The organism is Klebsiella sp. M5al, assembly GCF_002090195.1.
GTDB classification, from domain to species: Bacteria; Pseudomonadota; Gammaproteobacteria; order Enterobacterales; family Enterobacteriaceae; genus Klebsiella; species Klebsiella grimontii.
In genome coordinates this window covers 941315-961778 of the sequence record NZ_CP020657.1, presented here as the reverse complement: position 1 = coordinate 961778, position 20464 = coordinate 941315, and the positions used below count along the sequence as shown (strand labels likewise).

General features: G+C 59.6%; 15 protein-coding genes. 11 read left to right on the top strand and 4 right to left on the bottom strand.

Going from position 1 to position 20464, the window contains the following annotated elements; all coding sequences use genetic code 11:
• Positions 1–18: 18 nt before the first annotated feature.
• Genes thiB through thiQ form a run of 3 tightly spaced genes read left to right on the top strand, consistent with a single transcriptional unit; the run spans position 19 to position 3273 of the window.
• The gene (gene thiB, locus BWI76_RS04615; protein ID WP_004872211.1) at positions 19–1002 is read left to right on the top strand and encodes a thiamine ABC transporter substrate binding subunit; all 984 of its coding nucleotides are present in this window, start codon (positions 19–21) and stop codon (positions 1000–1002) included.
• Positions 978–2588, top strand: coding sequence for a thiamine/thiamine pyrophosphate ABC transporter permease ThiP (gene thiP, locus BWI76_RS04610; RefSeq protein ID WP_004872213.1), 1611 nt, complete (start codon positions 978–980; stop codon positions 2586–2588). Before thiB ends, thiP begins: the two co-directional genes overlap by 25 nt.
• Positions 2572–3273, top strand: coding sequence for a thiamine ABC transporter ATP-binding protein ThiQ (thiQ, locus tag BWI76_RS04605; protein WP_004872215.1), 702 nt, complete (start codon positions 2572–2574; stop codon positions 3271–3273). The genes thiP and thiQ overlap by 17 nt, the downstream gene beginning before the upstream one ends.
• Here the strand turns inward: thiQ and BWI76_RS04600 are convergent.
• The gene (locus tag BWI76_RS04600; protein ID WP_004872217.1) at positions 3260–4027 is read right to left on the bottom strand and encodes a DedA family protein; all 768 of its coding nucleotides are present in this window, start codon (positions 4025–4027) and stop codon (positions 3260–3262) included. The genes thiQ and BWI76_RS04600 overlap by 14 nt on opposite strands.
• A gap of 128 nt (positions 4028–4155) precedes the next feature.
• The gene (gene araC / locus BWI76_RS04595; protein WP_004128863.1) at positions 4156–5001 is read right to left on the bottom strand and encodes an arabinose operon transcriptional regulator AraC; all 846 of its coding nucleotides are present in this window, start codon (positions 4999–5001) and stop codon (positions 4156–4158) included.
• A gap of 337 nt (positions 5002–5338) precedes the next feature.
• Here araC and araB point away from each other — a divergent pair, with 337 nt between their 5' ends.
• The 6 genes from araB to rluA all read left to right on the top strand — a co-directional run bounded on the left by araB (position 5339) and on the right by rluA (position 15668).
• Complete coding sequence (araB, locus tag BWI76_RS04590) at positions 5339–7048, top strand: ribulokinase (RefSeq protein WP_024360298.1); 1710 nt, start codon at positions 5339–5341, stop codon at positions 7046–7048.
• Positions 7049–7058: 10 nt separating this feature from the next.
• Complete coding sequence (gene araA / locus BWI76_RS04585; RefSeq protein WP_004872220.1) at positions 7059–8561, top strand: L-arabinose isomerase; 1503 nt, start codon at positions 7059–7061, stop codon at positions 8559–8561.
• Positions 8562–8634: 73 nt separating this feature from the next.
• Entirely contained in the window at positions 8635–9330 is a 696-nt protein-coding gene (araD, locus tag BWI76_RS04580) for an L-ribulose-5-phosphate 4-epimerase (protein WP_004872223.1), read from the top strand.
• Between the two features lie 214 nt (positions 9331–9544).
• Positions 9545–11902: a DNA polymerase II gene (polB, locus tag BWI76_RS04575; RefSeq protein WP_064371490.1), complete on the top strand. Its 2358-nt coding sequence runs from the start codon at positions 9545–9547 to the stop codon at positions 11900–11902.
• A gap of 187 nt (positions 11903–12089) precedes the next feature.
• Positions 12090–14996 (top strand): RNA polymerase-associated protein RapA, encoded by a 2907-nt coding sequence (gene rapA / locus BWI76_RS04570; protein ID WP_004128858.1) that lies wholly within the window; start codon positions 12090–12092, stop codon positions 14994–14996.
• Positions 14997–15008: 12 nt separating this feature from the next.
• Positions 15009–15668 (top strand): bifunctional tRNA pseudouridine(32) synthase/23S rRNA pseudouridine(746) synthase RluA, encoded by a 660-nt coding sequence (rluA, locus tag BWI76_RS04565; RefSeq protein WP_004872228.1) that lies wholly within the window; start codon positions 15009–15011, stop codon positions 15666–15668.
• A gap of 81 nt (positions 15669–15749) precedes the next feature.
• Here the strand turns inward: rluA and citX are convergent, their stop codons facing one another.
• Together citX and BWI76_RS04555 are read right to left on the bottom strand one after the other, a co-directional pair.
• A complete protein-coding gene (citX, locus tag BWI76_RS04560; protein ID WP_004872231.1) occupies positions 15750–16289 on the bottom strand; it encodes a citrate lyase holo-[acyl-carrier protein] synthase in 540 nt (179 codons plus the stop codon).
• Positions 16290–16457: 168 nt separating this feature from the next.
• Entirely contained in the window at positions 16458–17813 is a 1356-nt protein-coding gene (locus BWI76_RS04555; protein ID WP_004872233.1) for a 2-hydroxycarboxylate transporter family protein, read from the bottom strand.
• A gap of 323 nt (positions 17814–18136) precedes the next feature.
• On the opposite strand from BWI76_RS04555, the gene BWI76_RS04550 reads away from it, so the two are divergent.
• Positions 18137–19762 (top strand): sensor histidine kinase, encoded by a 1626-nt coding sequence (locus BWI76_RS04550; RefSeq protein WP_004872236.1) that lies wholly within the window; start codon positions 18137–18139, stop codon positions 19760–19762.
• Positions 19752–20450, top strand: a complete 699-nt coding sequence (locus BWI76_RS04545; RefSeq protein ID WP_004872238.1) for a response regulator — start codon at positions 19752–19754, stop codon at positions 20448–20450. The genes BWI76_RS04550 and BWI76_RS04545 overlap by 11 nt, the downstream gene beginning before the upstream one ends.
• The last annotated feature ends 14 nt before the right edge of the window (positions 20451–20464 follow it).

Below are 20464 nucleotides of genomic sequence, written 5' to 3'. Positions count from 1 at the left end.
CTTTTTCTGAGGTGCAAAGTGTTGAAAAAATTACTCCCGCTGCTGGCGCTGGTCGCCGCGCCCGTTTTTGCCAAACCGCTACTCACCGTTTATACCTACGACTCGTTCTCCGCCGACTGGGGCCCTGGCCCGGCGGTTAAAAAAGCCTTTGAAGCCGACTGCGGCTGCGAACTGAAGTTCGTGGCGCTGGAAGACGGCGTCTCGCTGCTCAATCGTCTGCGCATGGAAGGCAAAAACAGCAAAGCCGACGTGGTGCTTGGGCTGGATAACAACCTGCTGGAAGCCGCCTCGCAGAGCAAACTGTTCGCCAAAAGCGGCGTACCGGCCAGCGCGGTCAGCGTACCCGGCGGCTGGGACAACGACACCTTCGTCCCGTTCGATTACGGCTACTTCGCTTTTGTTTACGATAAAAACAAGCTGAAAAATCCGCCGAAAAGCCTGAAAGAGCTGGTTGAGGGCGAGCAAAAATGGCGGGTGATTTATGAAGATCCGCGTACCAGCACGCCGGGTCTGGGGCTGCTGCTGTGGATGCAAAAAGTGTACGGCGATAAAGCGCCGGAAGCCTGGCAGAAGCTGGCGGCGAAAACCGTCACCGTCACCAAAGGCTGGAGCGAAGCCTACGGCCTGTTCCTGAAAGGCGAGAGCGATTTGGTGCTGAGCTATACCACCTCCCCGGCCTACCATATTATTGAAGAGAAGAAAGATAACTACGCCGCGGCGAACTTCGCGGAAGGTCACTATTTACAGGTTGAAGTCGCCGCCCGCACCGCGGCCAGCAAGCAGCCGGAGCTGGCGGAAAAATTCCTCAAATTTATGGTCTCGCCGGGCTTCCAGAACGCGATCCCGACCGGCAACTGGATGTATCCGGTCACCCAGGTTGCGCTTCCGGCGGGCTTTGACGCGCTGATGAAACCGCAAACGACCCTCGAATTTACCCCGCAGCAGGTGGCCGCCGAACGCCAGAACTGGATCAGCGCATGGCAACGCGCCGTCAGCCGCTAGCTTTCGGCTGGCTCCTGCCGGGAGTCACGGCGGCCATCATTCTGGTCGTCGTGGCGCTGGCCGCCTTTCTGGCGCTGTGGTTCAGCGCGCCGGAAGCGGCCTGGGGCGTGCTGATCGGCGATAGCTATCTCTGGCACGTCGTACGCTTCTCTTTCTGGCAGGCCTTTCTTTCGGCGCTTTTTTCGGTGCTGCCGGCGATATTTCTCGCCCGCGCCCTCTATCGGCGTCGATTCCCCGGGCGAACGCTGCTGCTGCGCCTTTGCGCAATGACCTTAATTCTGCCGGTGCTGGTGGCGGTCTTCGGCATCCTCAGCGTCTACGGCCGTCAGGGCTGGCTGGCCGAATTATTTAACGCTTTCGGCTGGCAGTGGTCGTTCTCGCCCTACGGGCTGCAGGGGATCCTGCTGGCGCACGTATTCTTTAATATGCCGATGGCCACGCGCCTGCTGCTGCAAACGCTGGAAAATATCCCCGGCGAGCAGCGGCAAATCGCCGCCCAGCTCGGCATGCGCGGCTACGTCTTCTTCCGCCTGGTTGAGTGGCCGTGGCTGCGCCGGCAAATTGCTCCGGTCGCGGCGCTGATCTTTATGCTCTGTTTCGCCAGCTTTGCGACCGTGCTGTCGCTGGGCGGCGGCCCGCGGGCAACCACCATCGAACTGGCGATTTACCAGGCCCTTAATTTCGACTACGACCCGGGCCGCGCGGCGATGCTGGCGCTGATCCAGATGATCTGCTGCCTTGGGCTGGTGCTGCTTAGCCAACGGCTGAGCAAAGCCCTCGCCATCGGGGCCAGCAACATTCACGGCTGGCGCGATCCCGACGATCGCCTGCACAGTCGATTAAGCGACTTTGCGTTGATTACCGCAGCGCTGCTGCTACTGCTGCCGCCGCTGCTGGCGGTGATACTCGACGGTCTGAACAGCAATCTGTTTCGCGTGCTGCATCAGCCCGCGCTGTGGCAGGCGCTCGGGACGTCGCTGCGCATCGCGCTTGCCGCCGGACTCTTGAGCGTTATCCTGACCATGATGCTGCTATGGAGCAGCCGCGAGCTTCGCGCCCGCCGTCGCCCGCTGGCCGGGCAGGCGCTGGAGCTAAGCGGGATGCTGATCCTCGCCATGCCGGGCATCGTGCTGGCCACCGGCTTCTTCCTGCTGCTCAATAACAGCGTGGGCCTGCCCGAGTCCGCCGACGGTATCGTGATTTTTACCAATGCGCTGATGGCGATCCCCTACGCGCTGAAGGTGCTGGAGAACCCGATGCGCGATATCGCCGCCCGCTACGGTACCCTCTGCCAGTCGCTGGGGATGCACGGCTTTACCCGTCTCAGGGTGGTTGAGCTTCGCGCGTTAAAGCGCCCGCTGGCCCAGGCGCTGGCCTTCGCCTGCGTGCTGTCGATTGGCGACTTCGGCGTGGTGGCGCTGTTCGGTAACGAAGATTTTCGTACCCTGCCGTTCTACCTGTATCAGCAGATCGGCTCTTATCGTAGCCAGGACGGCGCCGTGACCGCCCTTCTGCTCCTGCTGCTGTGCTTTTTACTCTTTAGCGTGATTGAAAAACTTCCGGGGCGCGATGCTAAAACTGAATGATGTGACCTGGCTTTACCAGCATCTGCCGATGCGTTTTACGCTTGCCGTCGAACGCGGAGAACGCATCGCGGTGCTTGGCCCCAGCGGCGCCGGGAAAAGCACGCTGCTGAACCTGATTGCCGGTTTTCTGCCGCCTGCCAGCGGCAGTATCGACATCGACGGCCAGCCTCATACCCACACGCCGCCCGCGCGTCGTCCGGTATCGATGCTGTTTCAGGAAAATAACCTGTTTAACCACCTCACCATCCGCCAGAACATTGCTCTGGGAATGCATCCGGGGCTCAAGCTGAACGCGGAACAAACCGCCCATTTGCGGGCCATCGCCGAACAGATGGGGATCGATGCGATGTTAGAACGGCTGCCGGGCGAGCTTTCCGGCGGCCAGCGTCAGCGCGCGGCGCTGGCGCGCTGTCTGGTACGCAAGCAGCCGGTGCTGCTGCTGGATGAGCCCTTCTCGGCGCTCGACCCCGCGCTGCGCCAGGAGATGCTGGCGCTGGTTGCCGACGTCTGCCAGCAGCAGCGGCTGACGCTATTAATGGTATCGCACAGCGTGGAAGATGCGGCGCGCATCGCGCCGCGGTCGATAGTTGTGGCCGAGGGACGAATCGCCTGGGATGGCGACACCGCCTCGCTGCTCAGCGGCAACAGCAGCGCCTCGGCGCTGCTGGGCATTAGCGCAAAATAACCTTCTGCAGGATCTCGAGATAGACCGGCATCAGCGGATGGCGGAAGGCGAAAACCAGCGCGGCCCCGGCGGCACACAGCGAAAGCGGAGCGAGCCACAGCAGACGCGAACGCGGCAGAAAGCGGGTTAACCGATCGGCGGAATTTTTAGCGCTGCGCCACAGCCGCCAGCACAGCCACGCCGCCAGCCACGCCAGCAGCGCCGCGCCCAGCAGCAGCCACTTAAAGCTGGCGCTATTCTCATCGGCCGGGATATCAATGGCCGCCCCGGCGAGGATCCCCGGTAAGAAGTAGAGCGGCGGCCACAGCAGGCAGCCAATGATATTGGGCGGGATGAATTTCGCGACCGGCAGATCGAGCATTCCGGCGACCATCGGCACCAGCGGGCGCGTCGGCCCGACAAATCGGCCAATCAGAATGGTCAACATGCTGTGCTGATGCAGCGCATGTTCGGTTTTATCCAGCAGCGCTTTATTTTTCTTCAAAAAAGACCAGCGGTGCAGCGGCTTTTTGAAGCGCCAGCCCAGCCAGAACGAAATCCAGTCACCGAGCAAACAGCCGATAATCCCCGCCAGCCACGCCTGCCAGAAGTTAACCTCGCCGCTGCCGATCAGCGCCCCCAATCCGGCCATCATCACCGTTCCCGGTAAGATAAGCCCCACCAGCGCCAGCGACTCGAGGAAGGCGACCAGCAGAACGGCTATCAGGGAATAGACCGTAGATTGAGTAATAAAGTGTTCCAGCAATGCTTGCATAATGTACCCGGTTTAAAAACGAAGCACGGATTCTCCGGAGCCGTTAATACTTCGTCAAGCCATCATTTGTTTGTATAGTTTACTGGCTGTGTTAATAACCCGGGCTATCATTTCACTTTCTTTACTTTTTATTCACACCCGGCGCGAAACTCGCTCGGGCTGGCGCCGGTACACTTCTTAAATACGCGCGAAAAGTAGAGCTGATCCTCAAAACCGACGTTACGGCCAACGGTGGCGATCGGCATCCGCGTGGTGCTCAGCAGCAGCTTGGCCTGGCTAATGCGCTGATCCTCCCGCCACCCCAGCACGCTGATCCCCAGCTGCTGGCGGAACAGATGCGACAGGCGCGACGGCGACAGGCACACGTGCTGGGCGACGCTGGCGATATCAAAATGGCTGTCCGCCAGATGGTCGCTGATGTACTGGCAGGCATCGCGCACCCGGTTATCCAGCGGCGGATGCAGCGATTCGTTGATGGCCTCCATGCGCCTGAGCAGCAGCTGTTCCATGAGATTGATCGCCAGCAGTTCGGAGTAACGCCCGGCCCCCTGCCCGGCTTCCACAATCTGCCCGAACAGTTCGCCAAAGCGCGTCTGCCACTGCTCATCCGGGCGAAAAAAACCGGTCTGGGCGAAAATCGTCGGCCAGTTTAGCCATTCATGCCAGTAGGCGCGCGGCCGGAAATAGACCCACTGGTGATACCACTCGCGAGCATCGGGGTGACGACCATAATGGTGAATCTCTCCCGGCGGAAACAGCAGCATATCGCCGGGCCGGCAGATAAACTGCTCCCCGTGGTTATTGATCACCCCTTCGCCGCGAATCGTCAGGTTCAGGATATAGCCTTTCATCCCCAGCGGACGGTCAATAAAGAAATCCAGATAGCCATCGGCGTCAATCGGCGTCAGGCCCGTCACCAGATGGGCGTTAAAAGAGTAACCCGGCAACAAAGGATCGTTTTGCGTTTCGGCCATAAACTCTGCTCTCCTGGAGACATTAAGGACACCAATTGTCCATACCTTGCATTTTATCCTCTGGCTGACAGCGCGTGCTGCGACGCGGGTTATAAATTGAATTAAAACCCGCCGCCTCTCGGCAAAAACTGAGCACAGCGCACAATTCAGGCGCTTTTAGCGCATAACTGAAGTGTCTATAAAGACGGCAGGAAAGTCCACATTGAATATTTGCACGGCGTCACACTTTGCGACGTCACAGCAATATAGTCCATAAGATTAGCGAATACAGCCTGACGGTTTTCAGCCCAGATATCTACTGTTTCACCATGAATGATTTTTAGCATGGAGTAACAGCATGGCAATTGCGATTGGCCTCGATTTTGGCAGTGATTCAGTACGCGCCCTGGCGGTAGAGTGCGCAACGGGCGAAGAGCTCGCCGCAAGCGTCGAGTGGTATCCGCGCTGGCAGGAGGGGCTATTCTGCGATGGCCCGAACAACCAGTTCCGCCATCATCCACGCGACTATATCGAATCGATGGAAGCCGCGCTGAAAAGCGTCCTCGCATCCCTTAGCGCCGAACAGCGCGCTGCCGTGGTGGGTATCGGCGTGGATAGCACCGGCTCAACCCCCGCGCCCATCGACGCCGACGGCAACGTCCTGGCGCTGCGCGACGAATTCGCCAGCAACCCCAACGCCATGTTCGTCCTGTGGAAAGACCACACCTCGGTGGAAGAAGCGGAGGAGATTACCCGCCTCTGCCACCAGCCGGGCAAAGAGGATTACTCCCGCTATATCGGCGGTATCTACTCCAGCGAATGGTTCTGGGCCAAAATCCTCCACGTTACCCGCCAGGATAGCGCCGTCGCCGAAGCCGCCGCGTCGTGGATTGAGCTATGCGACTGGGTACCCGCACTGCTTTCCGGTACCACCCGCCCGCAGGATATTCGTCGCGGCCGCTGCAGCGCCGGGCATAAATCGCTGTGGCACGAAAGCTGGGGCGGCCTGCCGCCAGCCGGTTTCTTCGATGAACTCGACCCGATTATTAACCAGAATCTGGCCTATCCGATGTTCAGCGAGACCTGGACTGCGGATGTCCCGGTCGGCACCCTGACCGCCGAGTGGGCCGCGCGCCTGGGCCTGCCGCAAACCGTCGCCATCTCCGGCGGCGCTTTCGACTGCCATATGGGCGCCGTCGGCGCCGGTGCGCAGCCAAACGCGCTGGTCAAAGTGATCGGCACCTCCACCTGCGACATTCTGATCGCCGATAAACAGAGCGTCGGCGAGCGTACGGTGAAGGGTATTTGCGGCCAGGTCGACGGTAGCGTTGTGCCTGACTTTATCGGTATGGAAGCGGGGCAATCCGCGTTTGGCGACATCTACGCCTGGTTTGGCCGCATCCTCGGCTGGCCGCTGGAGCAGCTGGCGCAGGCCCACCCGGAACTCAAAGAGCAGATCAAAGCCAGCCAGAAACAGCTGCTGCCCGCGCTGACCGACGCCTGGGCGAAAAACCCGTCTCTCGACCACCTGCCGGTGGTGCTGGACTGGTTTAACGGCCGCCGTACGCCGAATGCCAACCAGCGTCTAAAAGGGGTCATTACCGATCTCAACCTCGCCACCGACGCCCCGGCGCTGTTCGGCGGGCTGATTGCCGCCACCGCCTTCGGCGCCCGCGCCATTATGGAGTGCTTCACCGACCAGGGTATCCCGGTCAATAACGTGATGGCGCTCGGCGGCATCGCGCGGAAAAACCCGGTGATCATGCAGGCCTGCTGCGATGTGCTGAATCGCCCGCTGCAAATCGTCGCCTCCGATCAGTGCTGCGCGCTGGGCGCGGCTATCTTCGCCGCCGTCGCCGCGGGCGTATATCGCGATATCCCCGCCGCGCAGGAAAACATGGCCAGCCAGGTGGAAAGTACCCTGCAGCCCCGCCCGGCCCAGGCGCAACGCTTCGAACAACTCTACCAGCGCTACCAGCAGTGGTCGCTTAGCGCGGAACAACGTTATCTTCCTTCGACTGCAAAGGCGGAAACCGCGCCGCAATCGCAGGCAGCTCTCACCCATTAAGGATATAAAAATGACTATTTTTAATAATTATGAAGTGTGGTTCGTCATCGGTAGCCAGCATCTGTATGGCCCTGAAGCGCTACGTCAGGTTACGAAGCACGCAGAACATGTGGTGAACAGCCTGAATGCGGAAGCCAAACTGCCGTGCAAACTGGTGCTTAAGCCGCTGGGGACTACCCCGGATGAGATCACCCATATCTGCCGCGACGCCAATTACGATGACAAGTGCGCCGGGATGGTGGTGTGGCTGCATACCTTCTCACCGGCGAAAATGTGGATTAACGGCCTCACGATCCTCAACAAACCGCTGATGCAGTTCCATACCCAGTTCAACGCGGCCCTGCCGTGGGACAGCATCGATATGGACTTTATGAACCTGAACCAGACCGCGCACGGCGGCCGCGAGTTCGGCTTCATCGGCGCCCGCATGCGTCAGCAGCACAGCGTGGTGACCGGCCACTGGCAGGATAAAGAAGCGCATCAGCGCATCGGCGCGTGGATGCGCCAGGCGGTCTCTAAACAAGATACCCGCCACCTGAAAGTCTGCCGCTTCGGCGATAACATGCGCGAAGTGGCGGTGACCGACGGGGATAAAGTCGCCGCGCAGATCAAGTTTGGCTTCTCGGTTAACACCTGGGCGGTGGGCGATCTGGTACAGGTCGTCAATGCGGTCAGCGACGGCGAAATCAGCGCGCTGATTGATGAGTATGAAAGCAGCTATCGTCTGACGCCCGCGGTGCAAATCCACGGCGATAAGCGGCAGAACCTCCTCGACGCCGCGCGCATTGAGCTGGGGATGAAGCGCTTCCTGGAACAGGGCGGCTTCCACGCGTTTACCACTACCTTTGAAGATTTACACGGCCTGAAACAGCTTCCGGGTCTCGCCGTGCAGCGTCTGATGCAGCAGGGCTACGGCTTTGCGGGCGAGGGCGACTGGAAAACCGCCGCTCTGCTTCGCATCATGAAGGTGATGGCAACTGGTCTGCAGGGCGGCACCTCTTTTATGGAGGATTACACCTATCACTTCGAGAAAGGCAACGATCTGGCGCTGGGCTCGCATATGCTGGAAGTCTGCCCGACCATCGCCACCGCGGAGAAACCGATTCTCGACGTCCAGCCTCTGGGCATCGGCGGTAAAGCCGATCCGGCGCGCATCATCTTCAACACCCAGACCGGCCCGGCGATCGTTGCCAGCCTGATCGATCTCGGCGATCGCTATCGTCTGCTGGTGAACACCATTGAGACGGTGAAAACGCCGCACGAGCTGCCGAAACTGCCGGTCGCCAACGCCCTGTGGAAAGCGCATCCGGATCTGCGCACCGCGTCCGAAGCCTGGATCATCGCCGGCGGCGCGCACCACACCGTCTTCAGCCATGCGCTGACCCTCGACGATATGCGCCAGTTTGCTGAGCTGCAGGATATCGAGCTGACCGTGATTGATAACGAAACCCGTCTGCCCTCCTTCAAGGATGCGCTGCGCTGGAACGAAGTGTATTACGGTTCAAAACGCTAAGAGACCGCCCCCTCACCCTCTCCCCAGGGGAAAGGGTGAGGGGAACTGACTCGCCAGCAATTCGGAGCACAGTATGTTAGAAGATCTCAAACGCCAGGTTCTCGAAGCCAACCTGGCCCTGCCTAAGCACAATCTGGTTACCCTCACCTGGGGCAACGTCAGCGCCGTCGACCGTGAACGGGGGGTGCTGGTAATTAAACCCTCCGGCGTCGACTACAGCGTAATGCGCGCCGAAGATATGGTGGTGGTCAGCCTGGAGACCGGCGAAGTGGTTGAAGGCCAGAAAAAACCCTCTTCGGATACCCCAACCCACCGCCTGCTGTATCAGGCATTCCCGACGCTGGGCGGCATTGTTCATACCCATTCGCGTCACGCCACCATCTGGGCGCAGGCCGGACAGTCGATTCCCGCCACCGGCACCACCCACGCCGACTACTTCTACGGCGCGGTCCCCTGTACCCGTCTGATGACCGACGAGGAGATCAACGGCGAGTACGAATGGGAAACCGGCGCGGTGATCGTCGAAACCTTCCGTGAAAAAGGCATCGATCCAGCGCAAATGCCCGGCGTGCTGGTGCACTCGCACGGCCCGTTTGCCTGGGGGAAAAACGCCGAAGACGCGGTGCATAACGCTATCGTGCTGGAAGAGATCGCCTATATGGGCATCTTCTGCCGCCAGCTGGCGCCGCAGCTGCCGGAGATGCAGCAAACGCTGCTGGATAAACACTATTTGCGCAAGCACGGCGCGAAAGCCTATTACGGGCAGTAGCGCCACGGTTTCCCGGCTCGCGCTGCGCTTAGTCGGGCTACAGGTGCACAGCCGTCTGCGGGACGGGTAGCCGGGTAGCCCGGCTAAGGCGTTTACGCCGCAATCCGGGAAACAGCGCGCAACCCAACCTCCGGACTATACCTGTATAAAACCCCAGCATCATTCCGTGAACCAGGCTATAATCAGGCCTGGTTTTCACTCATGAGAGCACGGCGTGACGCAGCCACGAGCAGGTTTTTTACTCACCCGTCACTGGCGGGATACCCCACAGGGCACCGAACTGACTTTCTGGCTGGCGACCGATGACGGCCCGCTTGAGGTTACGCTGCCGCCGCAGGAATCCGTAGCGTTCATTGCCGAATCCCAGCGTCCGCAGGTTGAACGCCTGCTGCAGGGGGAAAACGGCCATCGCCTTGCTGCGCTCAATCTGCAAGATTTTCATCGCCAGCCGGTTTTTGGCCTTTACTGCCGCGCTCACCGCCAGCTGATGCGGCTGGAAAAAAAGCTGCGTGAAAACGGCGTCACGGTATATGAAGGCGACATCCGCCCGCCGGAGCGCTATCTGATGGAGCGCTTTATTACCGCCCCGGTGTGGGTGGAAGGCGAGGCGCGCGGCCAGCAGCTGGTCAACGCGCGAATGAAGCCCAACCCCCACTACCGCCCGCCGCTGAAATGGGTTTCGCTGGATATCGAAACCAGCCGCCACGGCGAGCTCTACTGCATCGGCCTTGAAGGCTGCGGCCAGCGGGTCGTCTATATGTTAGGTCCGGAGCCCGCCACCCCGCCTGCCGTCGATTTCACGCTGGAGTACGTCGCCAGCCGCCCGCTGCTGCTGGAAAAGCTTAACGCCTGGTTTGCCGCTCACGACCCGGACGTGCTGATCGGCTGGAACGTGGTGCAGTTCGATTTACGCGTTCTGCAAAAGCACGCTGAGCGCTATCGCATCCCGCTGATGCTCGGGCGCGGCAACAGCGAACTGGAGTGGCGCGAGCACGGTTTTAAAAATGGCGTCTTCTTTGCTCAGGCCAATGGCCGACTGATTATCGACGGCATCGAGGCGCTGAAATCCGCGTTCTGGAATTTCTCCTCTTTTGCCCTGGAATCGGTCGCCCGCGAACTGCTCGGCGAGGGCAAAGCCATCGATAACCCCTGGGATCGGATGGATGAAATCGACCGCCGTTTTCATCACGATAAACCGGCGCTGGCGACATACAACCTGCAGGACTGCGAGCTGGTTACGCGCATCTTCCATAAAACCGAGATCATGCCCTTTTTACTGGAGCGCGCGACGGTCAACGGCCTGCCAGCGGATCGCCACGGCGGTTCGGTCGCCGCCTTCAGCCATCTCTATTTCCCGCGCATGCACCGGCTCGGCTACGTTGCGCCGAACCTTGGCGCAGTACCGCCGCAGGCCAGCCCCGGCGGCTACGTGATGGACTCGCGCCCCGGCCTGTACGACTCGGTACTGGTGCTGGACTACAAAAGCCTGTATCCGTCGATTATCCGCACCTTCCTGATCGATCCGGTGGGGCTGGTTGAAGGGCTAGCGCATCCCGATGACGCTCACAGCACCGAAGGCTTTCTTGGCGCGCGCTTCTCGCGAGAAAAACACTGCCTGCCGGGGATTGTCGGGCAGATCTGGCACGGGCGCGACGAGGCTAAGCAGCATAAAAACAAGCCGCTGTCGCAGGCGCTGAAGATCATTATGAACGCCTTCTACGGCGTGCTCGGCACCAGCGCCTGCCGCTTTTTCGATCCCCGTCTGGCCTCCTCCATCACCATGCGCGGCCACGCGATTATGCGCCAGACCAAAGCGCTGATTGAATCCCAGGGCTACGACGTTATCTACGGCGATACCGACTCCACCTTCGTGTGGCTCAAGCGGGCCCACAGCGATGAGGAAGCCAGCAGCATCGGCCGCTCGCTGGTGGCCTTCGTCAACGAATGGTGGGCGGCGGAGCTCGCTAAAGATGGGCTGGCCAGCACCCTGGAGCTGGAGTTTGAAACCCACTTCTGCCGCTTTCTCATGCCCACCATCCGCGGCGCGGATACCGGCAGTAAAAAACGCTATGCCGGAATGATTCAGGAAGCGGATGAGCAGCGCATGGTGTTTAAAGGCCTGGAAACGGTGCGCACCGACTGGACGCCGCTGGCCCAGCAGTTTCAGCAGGAGCTTTATCTGCGCATTTTCCGTCATCAGCCCTATCGCGATTACGTACGCGAAACCATCGATAAGCTGATGAACGGCGAGCTTGACGATCGGCTGGTCTACCGCAAACGCCTGCGCCGTCCGCTGGCGGAGTATCAGCGCAACGTGCCGCCGCACGTGCGCGCGGCCAGGCTCGCTGATGAGCAAAACGTCAGGCTGGGCAGGCCGCAGCAGTATCAGCAGCGCGGCAGCATTAAATACGTCTGGACCACCGGCGGGCCGGAGCCGGTGGACTATCAGCAATCGCCGCTGGATTATGAACACTACCTTTCTAAGCAATTAGAGCCGGTCGCCGAAGGAATACTTCCCTTTGTCGACGACGATTTTGCTACAATAGTGACGGGACAACTGGGGCTATTTTGATTTTTCCTCACCCATTCCGCTGGCGCAAAAGCCGTAAAATGAAGGGTGAGGAGGACGTGACGAACGTTCCGCCATCCAGTAATATAGCGCCCTTTCCATTCCTGGACCCAATTTTGACGTATCTCCGATTCTCCATGGAGATGATCAACTATTGCCTGCAATCAAAGAACTAAAGAGCCGAACATATATGCCTTTTACACTTGGTCAACGCTGGATTAGCGACACAGAGAGCGAACTGGGATTAGGGACGGTCGTTGCGCTGGACGCGCGCATGGTGACTCTGCTTTTCCCCGCCATCGGCGAAAACCGTCTGTACGCACGCAACGACTCCCCGATCACCCGCGTGATGTTCAACCCGGGCGATACCATCACCAGCCATGAAGGCTGGCAGCTCCAGGTTGACGAAGTTAATGAAGAGAACGGTCTGCTGGCCTACACCGGTACCCGCCTCGATACCCAGGAAGCCAACGTCACCCTGCGTGAAGTGCTGCTCGACAGCAAACTGGTCTTCAGCAAACCGCAGGACCGTCTGTTCGCCGGGCAGATCGACCGCATGGACCGTTTCGCCCTGCGCTATCGCGCGCGCAAATTTCAGAGCGAACAGTACCGCATGCCGTGGAGCGGCCTGCGCGGCCAGCGCACCAGCCTGATCCCGCATCAGCTGAATATCGCTCACGACGTTGGCCGCCGCCACGCGCCGCGCGTCCTGCTGGCGGACGAAGTGGGTTTAGGTAAAACCATTGAAGCCGGGATGATCCTGCATCAGCAGCTGCTCTCCGGCGCTGCCGAACGCGTCCTGATCGTCGTTCCGGAAACCCTGCAGCACCAATGGCTGGTGGAAATGCTGCGCCGCTTTAACCTGCGCTTTTCGCTGTTTGACGATGAGCGCTACGCCGAAGCGCAGCACGACGCCATTAACCCGTTCGAAACCGAACAGCTGGTTATCTGCTCGCTGGACTTCGTGCGCCGCAGCAAGCAGCGCCTGGAGCACCTGTGCGATGCCGAATGGGACCTGATGGTCGTCGATGAAGCGCACCATCTGGTGTGGAGCGAAGACGCGCCAAGCCGCGAATATCAGGCTATTGAACAGCTGGCCGAGCGCGTGCCGGGCATTCTGCTGCTCACCGCGACGCCGGAACAGCTCGGGATGGAGAGCCACTTCGCCCGCCTGCGCCTGCTCGACCCTAACCGTTTCCATGATTTCGCTCAGTTTGTTGAAGAGCAGCAGAACTACCGTCCGGTTGCCGACGCCGTCGCCCTGCTGCTGGCCGGGAATAAGCTGAACGACGCCGAGCTGAACGCGCTGAGCGATCTGATAGGCGAACAGGATATCGAACCGCTCTTGCAGGCGGCCAACAGCGATCGCGATGATGCCCAGGCCGCGCGCCAGGAGCTGGTCTCCATGCTGATGGACCGTCACGGCACCAGCCGCGTACTGTTCCGCAACACGCGTAACGGCGTGAAAGGCTTCCCGAAACGCGAGCTGCACACGATTCGCCTGCCGCTGCCGACCCAGTACCAGACGGCTATCAAGGTTTCCGGGATTATGGGCGCCCGTAAAACCGCCGAAGAGCGCGCCCGCGATATGCTCTATCCGGAGCAGATTTATCAAGAGTTTGAAGGCGACACCGGCACCTGGTGGAACTTCGACCCGCGCGTTGAGTGGCTGATGGGCCATCTCACCAGCCACCGTTCGCAAAAAGTGCTGGTCATCTGCGCCAAAGCGGCCACCGCGCTGCAGCTGGAGCAGGTCCTGCGCGAACGCGAAGGTATTCGCGCCGCGGTGTTCCACGAAGGGATGTCGATTATTGAACGCGACCGCGCCGCCGCCTGGTTTGCCGAAGAAGATACCGGCGCGCAGGTGCTGCTGTGTTCTGAAATCGGCTCAGAAGGCCGTAACTTCCAGTTCGCCAGCAATCTGGTGATGTTCGATCTGCCGTTCAACCCGGATCTGCTGGAGCAGCGTATCGGCCGTCTTGACCGTATCGGCCAGGCTCACGATATTCAGATCCACGTTCCCTATCTGGAGAGAACCGCCCAGTCGGTGCTGGTACGCTGGTATCACGAAGGTCTGGACGCGTTCGAGCATACCTGCCCGACCGGCCGTACCGTTTACGACAGCGTGCATAACGAACTGATTAACTATCTCGCCGCCCCGGAAAATACCGACGGCTTCGACGAGCTGATCAAAGCCTGCCGCCAGCAGCATGACGCGCTGAAAGCGCAGCTGGAGCAGGGCCGCGACCGCCTGCTGGAGATCCACTCCAACGGCGGTGAAAAAGCCCAGCAGCTTGCGGAAAGCATTGAAGAACAGGATGACGACACCAGCCTGATCGCCTTCTCCATGAACCTGTTTGATATCGTCGGCATCAACCAGGACGATCGCGGTGAAAACCTGATTGTCCTGACCCCCTCCGACCATATGCTGGTTCCGGATTTCCCGGGTCTGCCGGAAGATGGCTGCACTATTACCTTTGAGCGTGATGTCGCCCTGTCCCGCGAAGACGCACAGTTCATCACCTGGGAGCATCCGCTGATTATCAACGGTCTGGATCTGATCCTCTCCGGCGATACCGGCAGCAGCACCATTTCGCTGCTGAAGAACAAAGCGCTGCCGGTGGGAACCCTGCTGCTGGAGCTGATTTACGTCGTTGAAGCACAGGCGCCGAAGCATCTGCAGCTCAACCGCTTCCTGCCGCCGACGCCGGTGCGCATGCTGCTCGACAAAAACGGCAACAACCTCGCCGGTCAGGTGGAGTTCGAAAGCTTTAACCGTCAGCTGAGCGCGGTTAACCGCCACACCGGCAGCAAGCTGGTTAACGCCGTCCAGCAGGACGTCCACGCGATTTTACAGCAGGGCGAAGGCCAGGTCGCCAAAGCGGCCCAGGCGCTGATCGACGCCGCGCGTAAAGAAGCCGACGACAAGCTGACGGCCGAGCTGTCGCGCCTTGAAGCGCTGCGCGCCGTGAACCCGAACATCCGCGATGATGAACTGGCAGCTATCGAGAGCAACCGTCAGCAGGTGATGGACGCGCTGGCTCAGGCAGGCTGGCGTCTTGATGCGCTGCGCTTAATCGTCGTCACCCACCAGTAACGGAACGCGAATATGGCGATGGAAAACTACAATCCGCCGCAGGATCCCTGGCTGGTTATTCTTTACCAGGATGAGCACATTATGGTGGTCAACAAGCCGAGCGGCCTGTTGTCCGTGCCGGGGCGGCTTGCTGAGCACAAAGACAGCGTGATGACGCGCATTCAGCGCGACTTTCCGCAGGCCGAGTCGGTACACCGACTGGATATGGCGACCAGCGGCGTGATTGTGGTGGCCCTGACCAAAGCGGCAGAGCGCGAGCTAAAGCGGCAGTTCCGCGAACGCGAGCCGAAAAAGCAGTACGTCGCCCGCGTCTGGGGGCATCCGGAAAAAGCGGAAGGTCTGGTGGATTTACCGCTGATTTGCGACTGGCCGAACCGGCCAAAGCAGAAGGTGTGTTACGAAACCGGCAAAGCGGCGCAAACCGAGTATGAAGTGCTGGAGTTCGCGGCGGACAACACCGCCCGCGTGCGCCTGAAGCCGATTACCGGGCGTTCGCATCAGCTGCGCGTGCATATGCTGGCGCTGGGCCATCCGATTCTCGGCGACCGCTTTTATGCGTCGCCGGAAGCGCTGGCGATGGCGCCGCGTCTGCTACTGCACGCCGAAACGCTGACCATCACCCATCCCGCTTTCGGTAATTCGATGACCTTCCGCGCGCCGATCGACTTCTGATCGCTTATCTCTGTCCCGGGTCGTGCCGCCAGCGGCTCACCCGGGCTATCCGTCGCTCATCATCGCAACGGGAAACAGGCGTTAGTCGCGGGCAAACCACGCATCAATCATCTGCTCGACGCGGGCAACAACCTCCCCGGTATCATGACGGCGGCTGCGGGCGCAGGCATGCGCGGGCTCGTCGCACAGCAGGCAGCGGCGCTGGTTCTCCCCCATAGACTGACGGCCCACCAGGCCATTCTTCGGGCAAATCACATCAATATCCCACAGGCGGCCCAGCGGGTGAGTATGCTCGAGGTCGGTACAGAAGGCTTTGATTTCGCTGGCGGCGTGATCGACGCACCACAGCGCTTCCGGCCCGGTCGGCAGCCACAGCACCTGGCGATCCAGCGTCTGCCAGCGGTGTTTCCACAGCATCTGATCGCAGGCCTGCAGCGCCACGCCCATCATATTACGGTAGCGAATGCTGTCTTTCACCGCGCCCGGCGTCACCAGGGTCAGCGAAATCAGCGGCCGTTGATAATGGGCTAACCAGTCGGCCTGGCGAGCCGCACGCTGCTCTTTCGCCGCCAGCAGCGCTTCCATGCTTACGCCCTCACGGGCGAGAGTATCCACTGACATTTGTTTCTCTCCTCACTTAATAAAAGGCAGCGGACAGGCTGCCGTCGCGGTCGCGAATAATGGCGCTGATTGTATCGCTAAACGATCCCTGTTTTGGAGACGGGGCGCAGAAATTTTCTGCGCTATTTAGCACGAAAAAGCAGACTTAGCTGTTATATAAAAGTTAAATCACGCCAGAAAGTGACTGAGGAACAGCAATCCCAGCGATACATTAATCGCGCCGCCGATTCTTGTTGCGATCTGGGCGAACGGCATCAGGTTCATGCGGTTGCCGGAAGTCAGAATCGCCACATCGCCGGTGCCGCCCTGCCCGCTCTGGCAGCAGGAGACAATCGCCACGTCAATCGGGTGCATGCCAATCTTTTTGCCGACCAGGAAGCCGGTCGCCACCAGCGCCGATACGGTGCTGATAATCACCAGCAAATTGGTAAGGGTAAAGGCGTTGACCAGCTCCTGCCACGGCGTGATCGCCACGCCGACGGCAAACAGAATCGGATAGGTCACCGCCGTGCGGAAGAACTTATATACCATCTGCGAGCCCTCCTGCAGACGCGGAGAGACGCCGTTTACCAGCTTAAGCAGCACCGCGAGAAACAGCATTCCCACCGGCGCGGGCAGGCCGATGGTCTTCTGGCCAAGCATACCCAGCATATAGAGCAGCACCGCCAGCAGCGCGCCGGAGGCCAGCGTCGTCACGTCCATTTTGCCCTCGGCGGGCGTTTCGCGGTGCGTCTCGTTGCGGCGGTTCGGCATCAGCTGCCCCTCGCCGGTCAAATGCGGGAAACGCTTGCCCAGCTGGTTTAAACCGCCGGCGATCACAATCGCCGTCAGGCTGCCCAACATCACCATCGGCAGCACGCGACCGAGCGCAACGCCCTGATCCATATGCATCAGCGCGGCGTAGCCAATCGACAGCGGAATCGCCCCCTCGCCGACGCCGCCGGCCATGATTGGCAGGACGATAAAGAAAAACACCTGAAACGGCTCCAGCCCCAGGGCGGTACCCACGCCGACGCCGACCACCATACCGACGATTTCTCCGCACAGCATCGGGAAGAAAATCCGCATAAAGCCCTGAATCAGCGTGGTACGGTTCATGCTCATAATGCTGCCGACGATAATGCAGCAGATATAAAGGTAAAGAATGTTGGTCGACTTATAGAATTTGGTAGTCGACTCCACCACCACATCCGGCAGCAGGCCGTAGTGAACCAGCGCAGAAGGAATAAAGGTCGCGCAGATGGCCGCCGCGCCGAGTTTACCGAGTATCGGCAGGCGCTTACCGAATTCGCCGCAGGCAAAGCCGAAAAAGGCCAGCGTCGCCACCATCACGACGATATCGCTCGGCAGCTTGCCGCCCAGACAGTCCAGCGCGATCAGGCCGCCGGCCAGCAGGAAGAGCGGCAGCGGGATAATACCGACTTTCCAGTTATCGAGGATATGCCACCAACGCTGCTTAAGCGGCGCTTTTGGCGTATTAATAGGGTCGATGGTTGCAGGGAATGCATTGTCTGTGGTGCTCATAATTAAGCCCTCTGGTTATTATTATTTTTCAGGTTAGAGGGCCATGCACAGAGTTAATGTGAGGATCGGCAGATTAAAAACGAAGTTTTAATGGTCACTATGGTTTTTATGGTTTCTATTATTATTGTGAAACCGCTCTGATTTATAGCCGTGGTTTTTAAGGTTTTTAAATCCAGCGCCTGATTAACCTTGATAAATTCCCCGCCAGCGGATAATTGTGGTTCCCTGACGCCCGCGTGGACGTCCACCGGTCACCCTCAGCCACGATGCCGGTAGCGAAAAAATGATACGCTGCCGCATCCCTGATACTGTGCATTATACTTATGAAGGTTTCATTTCAGTTTAAGCTGTTCATTTCGCTGGTCGCTTTTTTCTCAGTGCTGTTCGCGCTCCTGGGAGTCTATTACTATTTCGACGCCAGCCATCAGCTTTATCAGGAAATGAGCGCCCGCGCGAGAATACAGGCGGAAGAAATCGCGCTGATGCCTAATTTACGTCAGCAGGTGACGCGTGAAGATGCGCAGGCGATAAAGCCTTTTATGCAAAATATCGCCGCCCACAGCGACGCCAGCTTTATTGTTATTGGCGACAAGCGGGGCGTGCATCTGTTTCACTCGGTCCACCCGGAGTGGGTCGGCACGCGACTGGTTGGCGGCGATAACCAGCCGGTGCTCGAGGGGCAAAGCACGACCACTATCCGTAAAGGGGGGCTCGGTATTTCCCTGCGCAGCAAAGCGCCGATTTTCAATGACGCCGGCCGGGTGGTCGGTATTGTCTCCGTCGGCTATCTCACCAGCTATCTCGACAGCATCACGCTGGAAAAAGTCATCAACATCTTCGTCGCCGCGGTGCTGCTGCTTATCGCACTGTTTATCTTCTCCTGGTACTTCACCCGCAGCATTAAAAAGCAAATTTTCTCGCTGGAGCCGCGCGAAATCGGCCTGCTGGTGCGTCAGCAAAAAGCGATGATGGAGTCGATATACGAAGGGGTGATCGTGATTGACCATCACCGGCGTATCGAAGTGATAAACCACGCCGCCCGCAGCCTGCTCGGACTGAGCCAGCCCGCGCACCAGCTGCGCGGTAAGTCGATCGATAGCGTCATTACCCCGCAGCCGTTTTTCGCCAGCGGTGAGATGCTCGAAAACGATACCCACGATGAGCTATGCCGTTTTAATCAGCTTACCGTGCTCGCCAGCCGGGTGCGTATCATGCTGGAGAATTCGCTCCAGGGCTGGGTGATCACCTTCCGCGACCGCGATGAAATCAACTCGCTGAGCGCCCAGCTCAGCCAGGTGAAACGCTACGTCGATAATCTGCGCATCATGCGCCATGAACAGCTCAATCGGATGACCACCCTGTCCGGCCTGCTGCATATGGGCCACTATGATGAGGCGATTCGCTATATTCAGGCGCAGTCGGAGCATGCCCAGGAGCTACTGGACTTTATCTCATCGCACTTTAATTCGCCGACGCTGTGCGGCCTGCTGCTGGGCAAAGCCGCCCGCGCGCGGGAAAAAGGGGTCGAACTGAGCTTTGACCCGGCCTGCCGCATCGACCGTCCGCTGCCGTCGTTGATGGAGTCCGAGCTTATCTCTATCATCGGTAATCTGCTGGATAACGCCATTGAGGCCACCCAGCGCGCCGAACTGCCGCACGAACCGGTCGAGATCCTGATTCAGCTCAACGCCCGGGAATTAATGATTGAAGTCGCCGATCGCGGCGTCGGTATTCGCCCGGAGATCCGCGAGCATATCTTTGAGCGCGGCGTCACCACCAAAACTCGCGGCGATCACGGTATTGGACTGTATCTTATTGAACGCTATGTCACCCAGGCTGGCGGCACGATTGAAGTGGCCGACAACGCGCCGCGCGGGGCGATTTTCACGCTGTTTATTCCCGCCGACGGGCCAGCCCATCCGCAAGAAGAGAAGCACTATGCATCATGACCTGGTCGATGTTCTGATCGTTGAAGATGAAAGCGAACTGGCGCGGCTGCACGCCGAGCTTATCCAGAAACATCCGCGTATACGGCTGGCGGGCACGGCGGCTTCTCTCGCCCAGGCGCGGCAGATACTCAACGCCAGGCCGCCGCAGCTGGTGCTGCTGGATAACTACCTGCCGGACGGCAAAGGGGTCACCTTGATGAACGACCCTATTATGGGCCACGCTGGCTGCTCGGTGATCTTTATCACCGCCGCCAGCGATATGGAAACCTGTAGCCAGGCAATTCGCAACGGCGCCTTCGACTACATTCTCAAACCGGTGTCGTGGAAGCGCCTGAGCCAGTCCCTTGAACGGTTCGTACAGTTCTACGACCAGCAGCGCGAATGGAAGATTGTCGACCAGCAGAACGTGGATTCGCTGTATCAGCTGCAGGCTAAAAACTACCGAGCCGATAGCGGCAGTAAAGGTATTGAAGAAAAAACGCTGGCGCTGGTGCAGAGTCTGTTTACCGGCGAAGATGAACGCTGCTTTTCGGTGGATGACGTGGTGAGCGAGGCTGGATTGAGCAAGACCACGGCCCGGCGCTATCTGGAGCACTGCGTGGAAATCGGTTTTCTGCAGGTAGAAATGCTGTACGGCAAGATAGGCCATCCGCGGCGCATGTACCGCCGCGCCGCCAGCGCATCGTGACGCCTCTCCCGTCC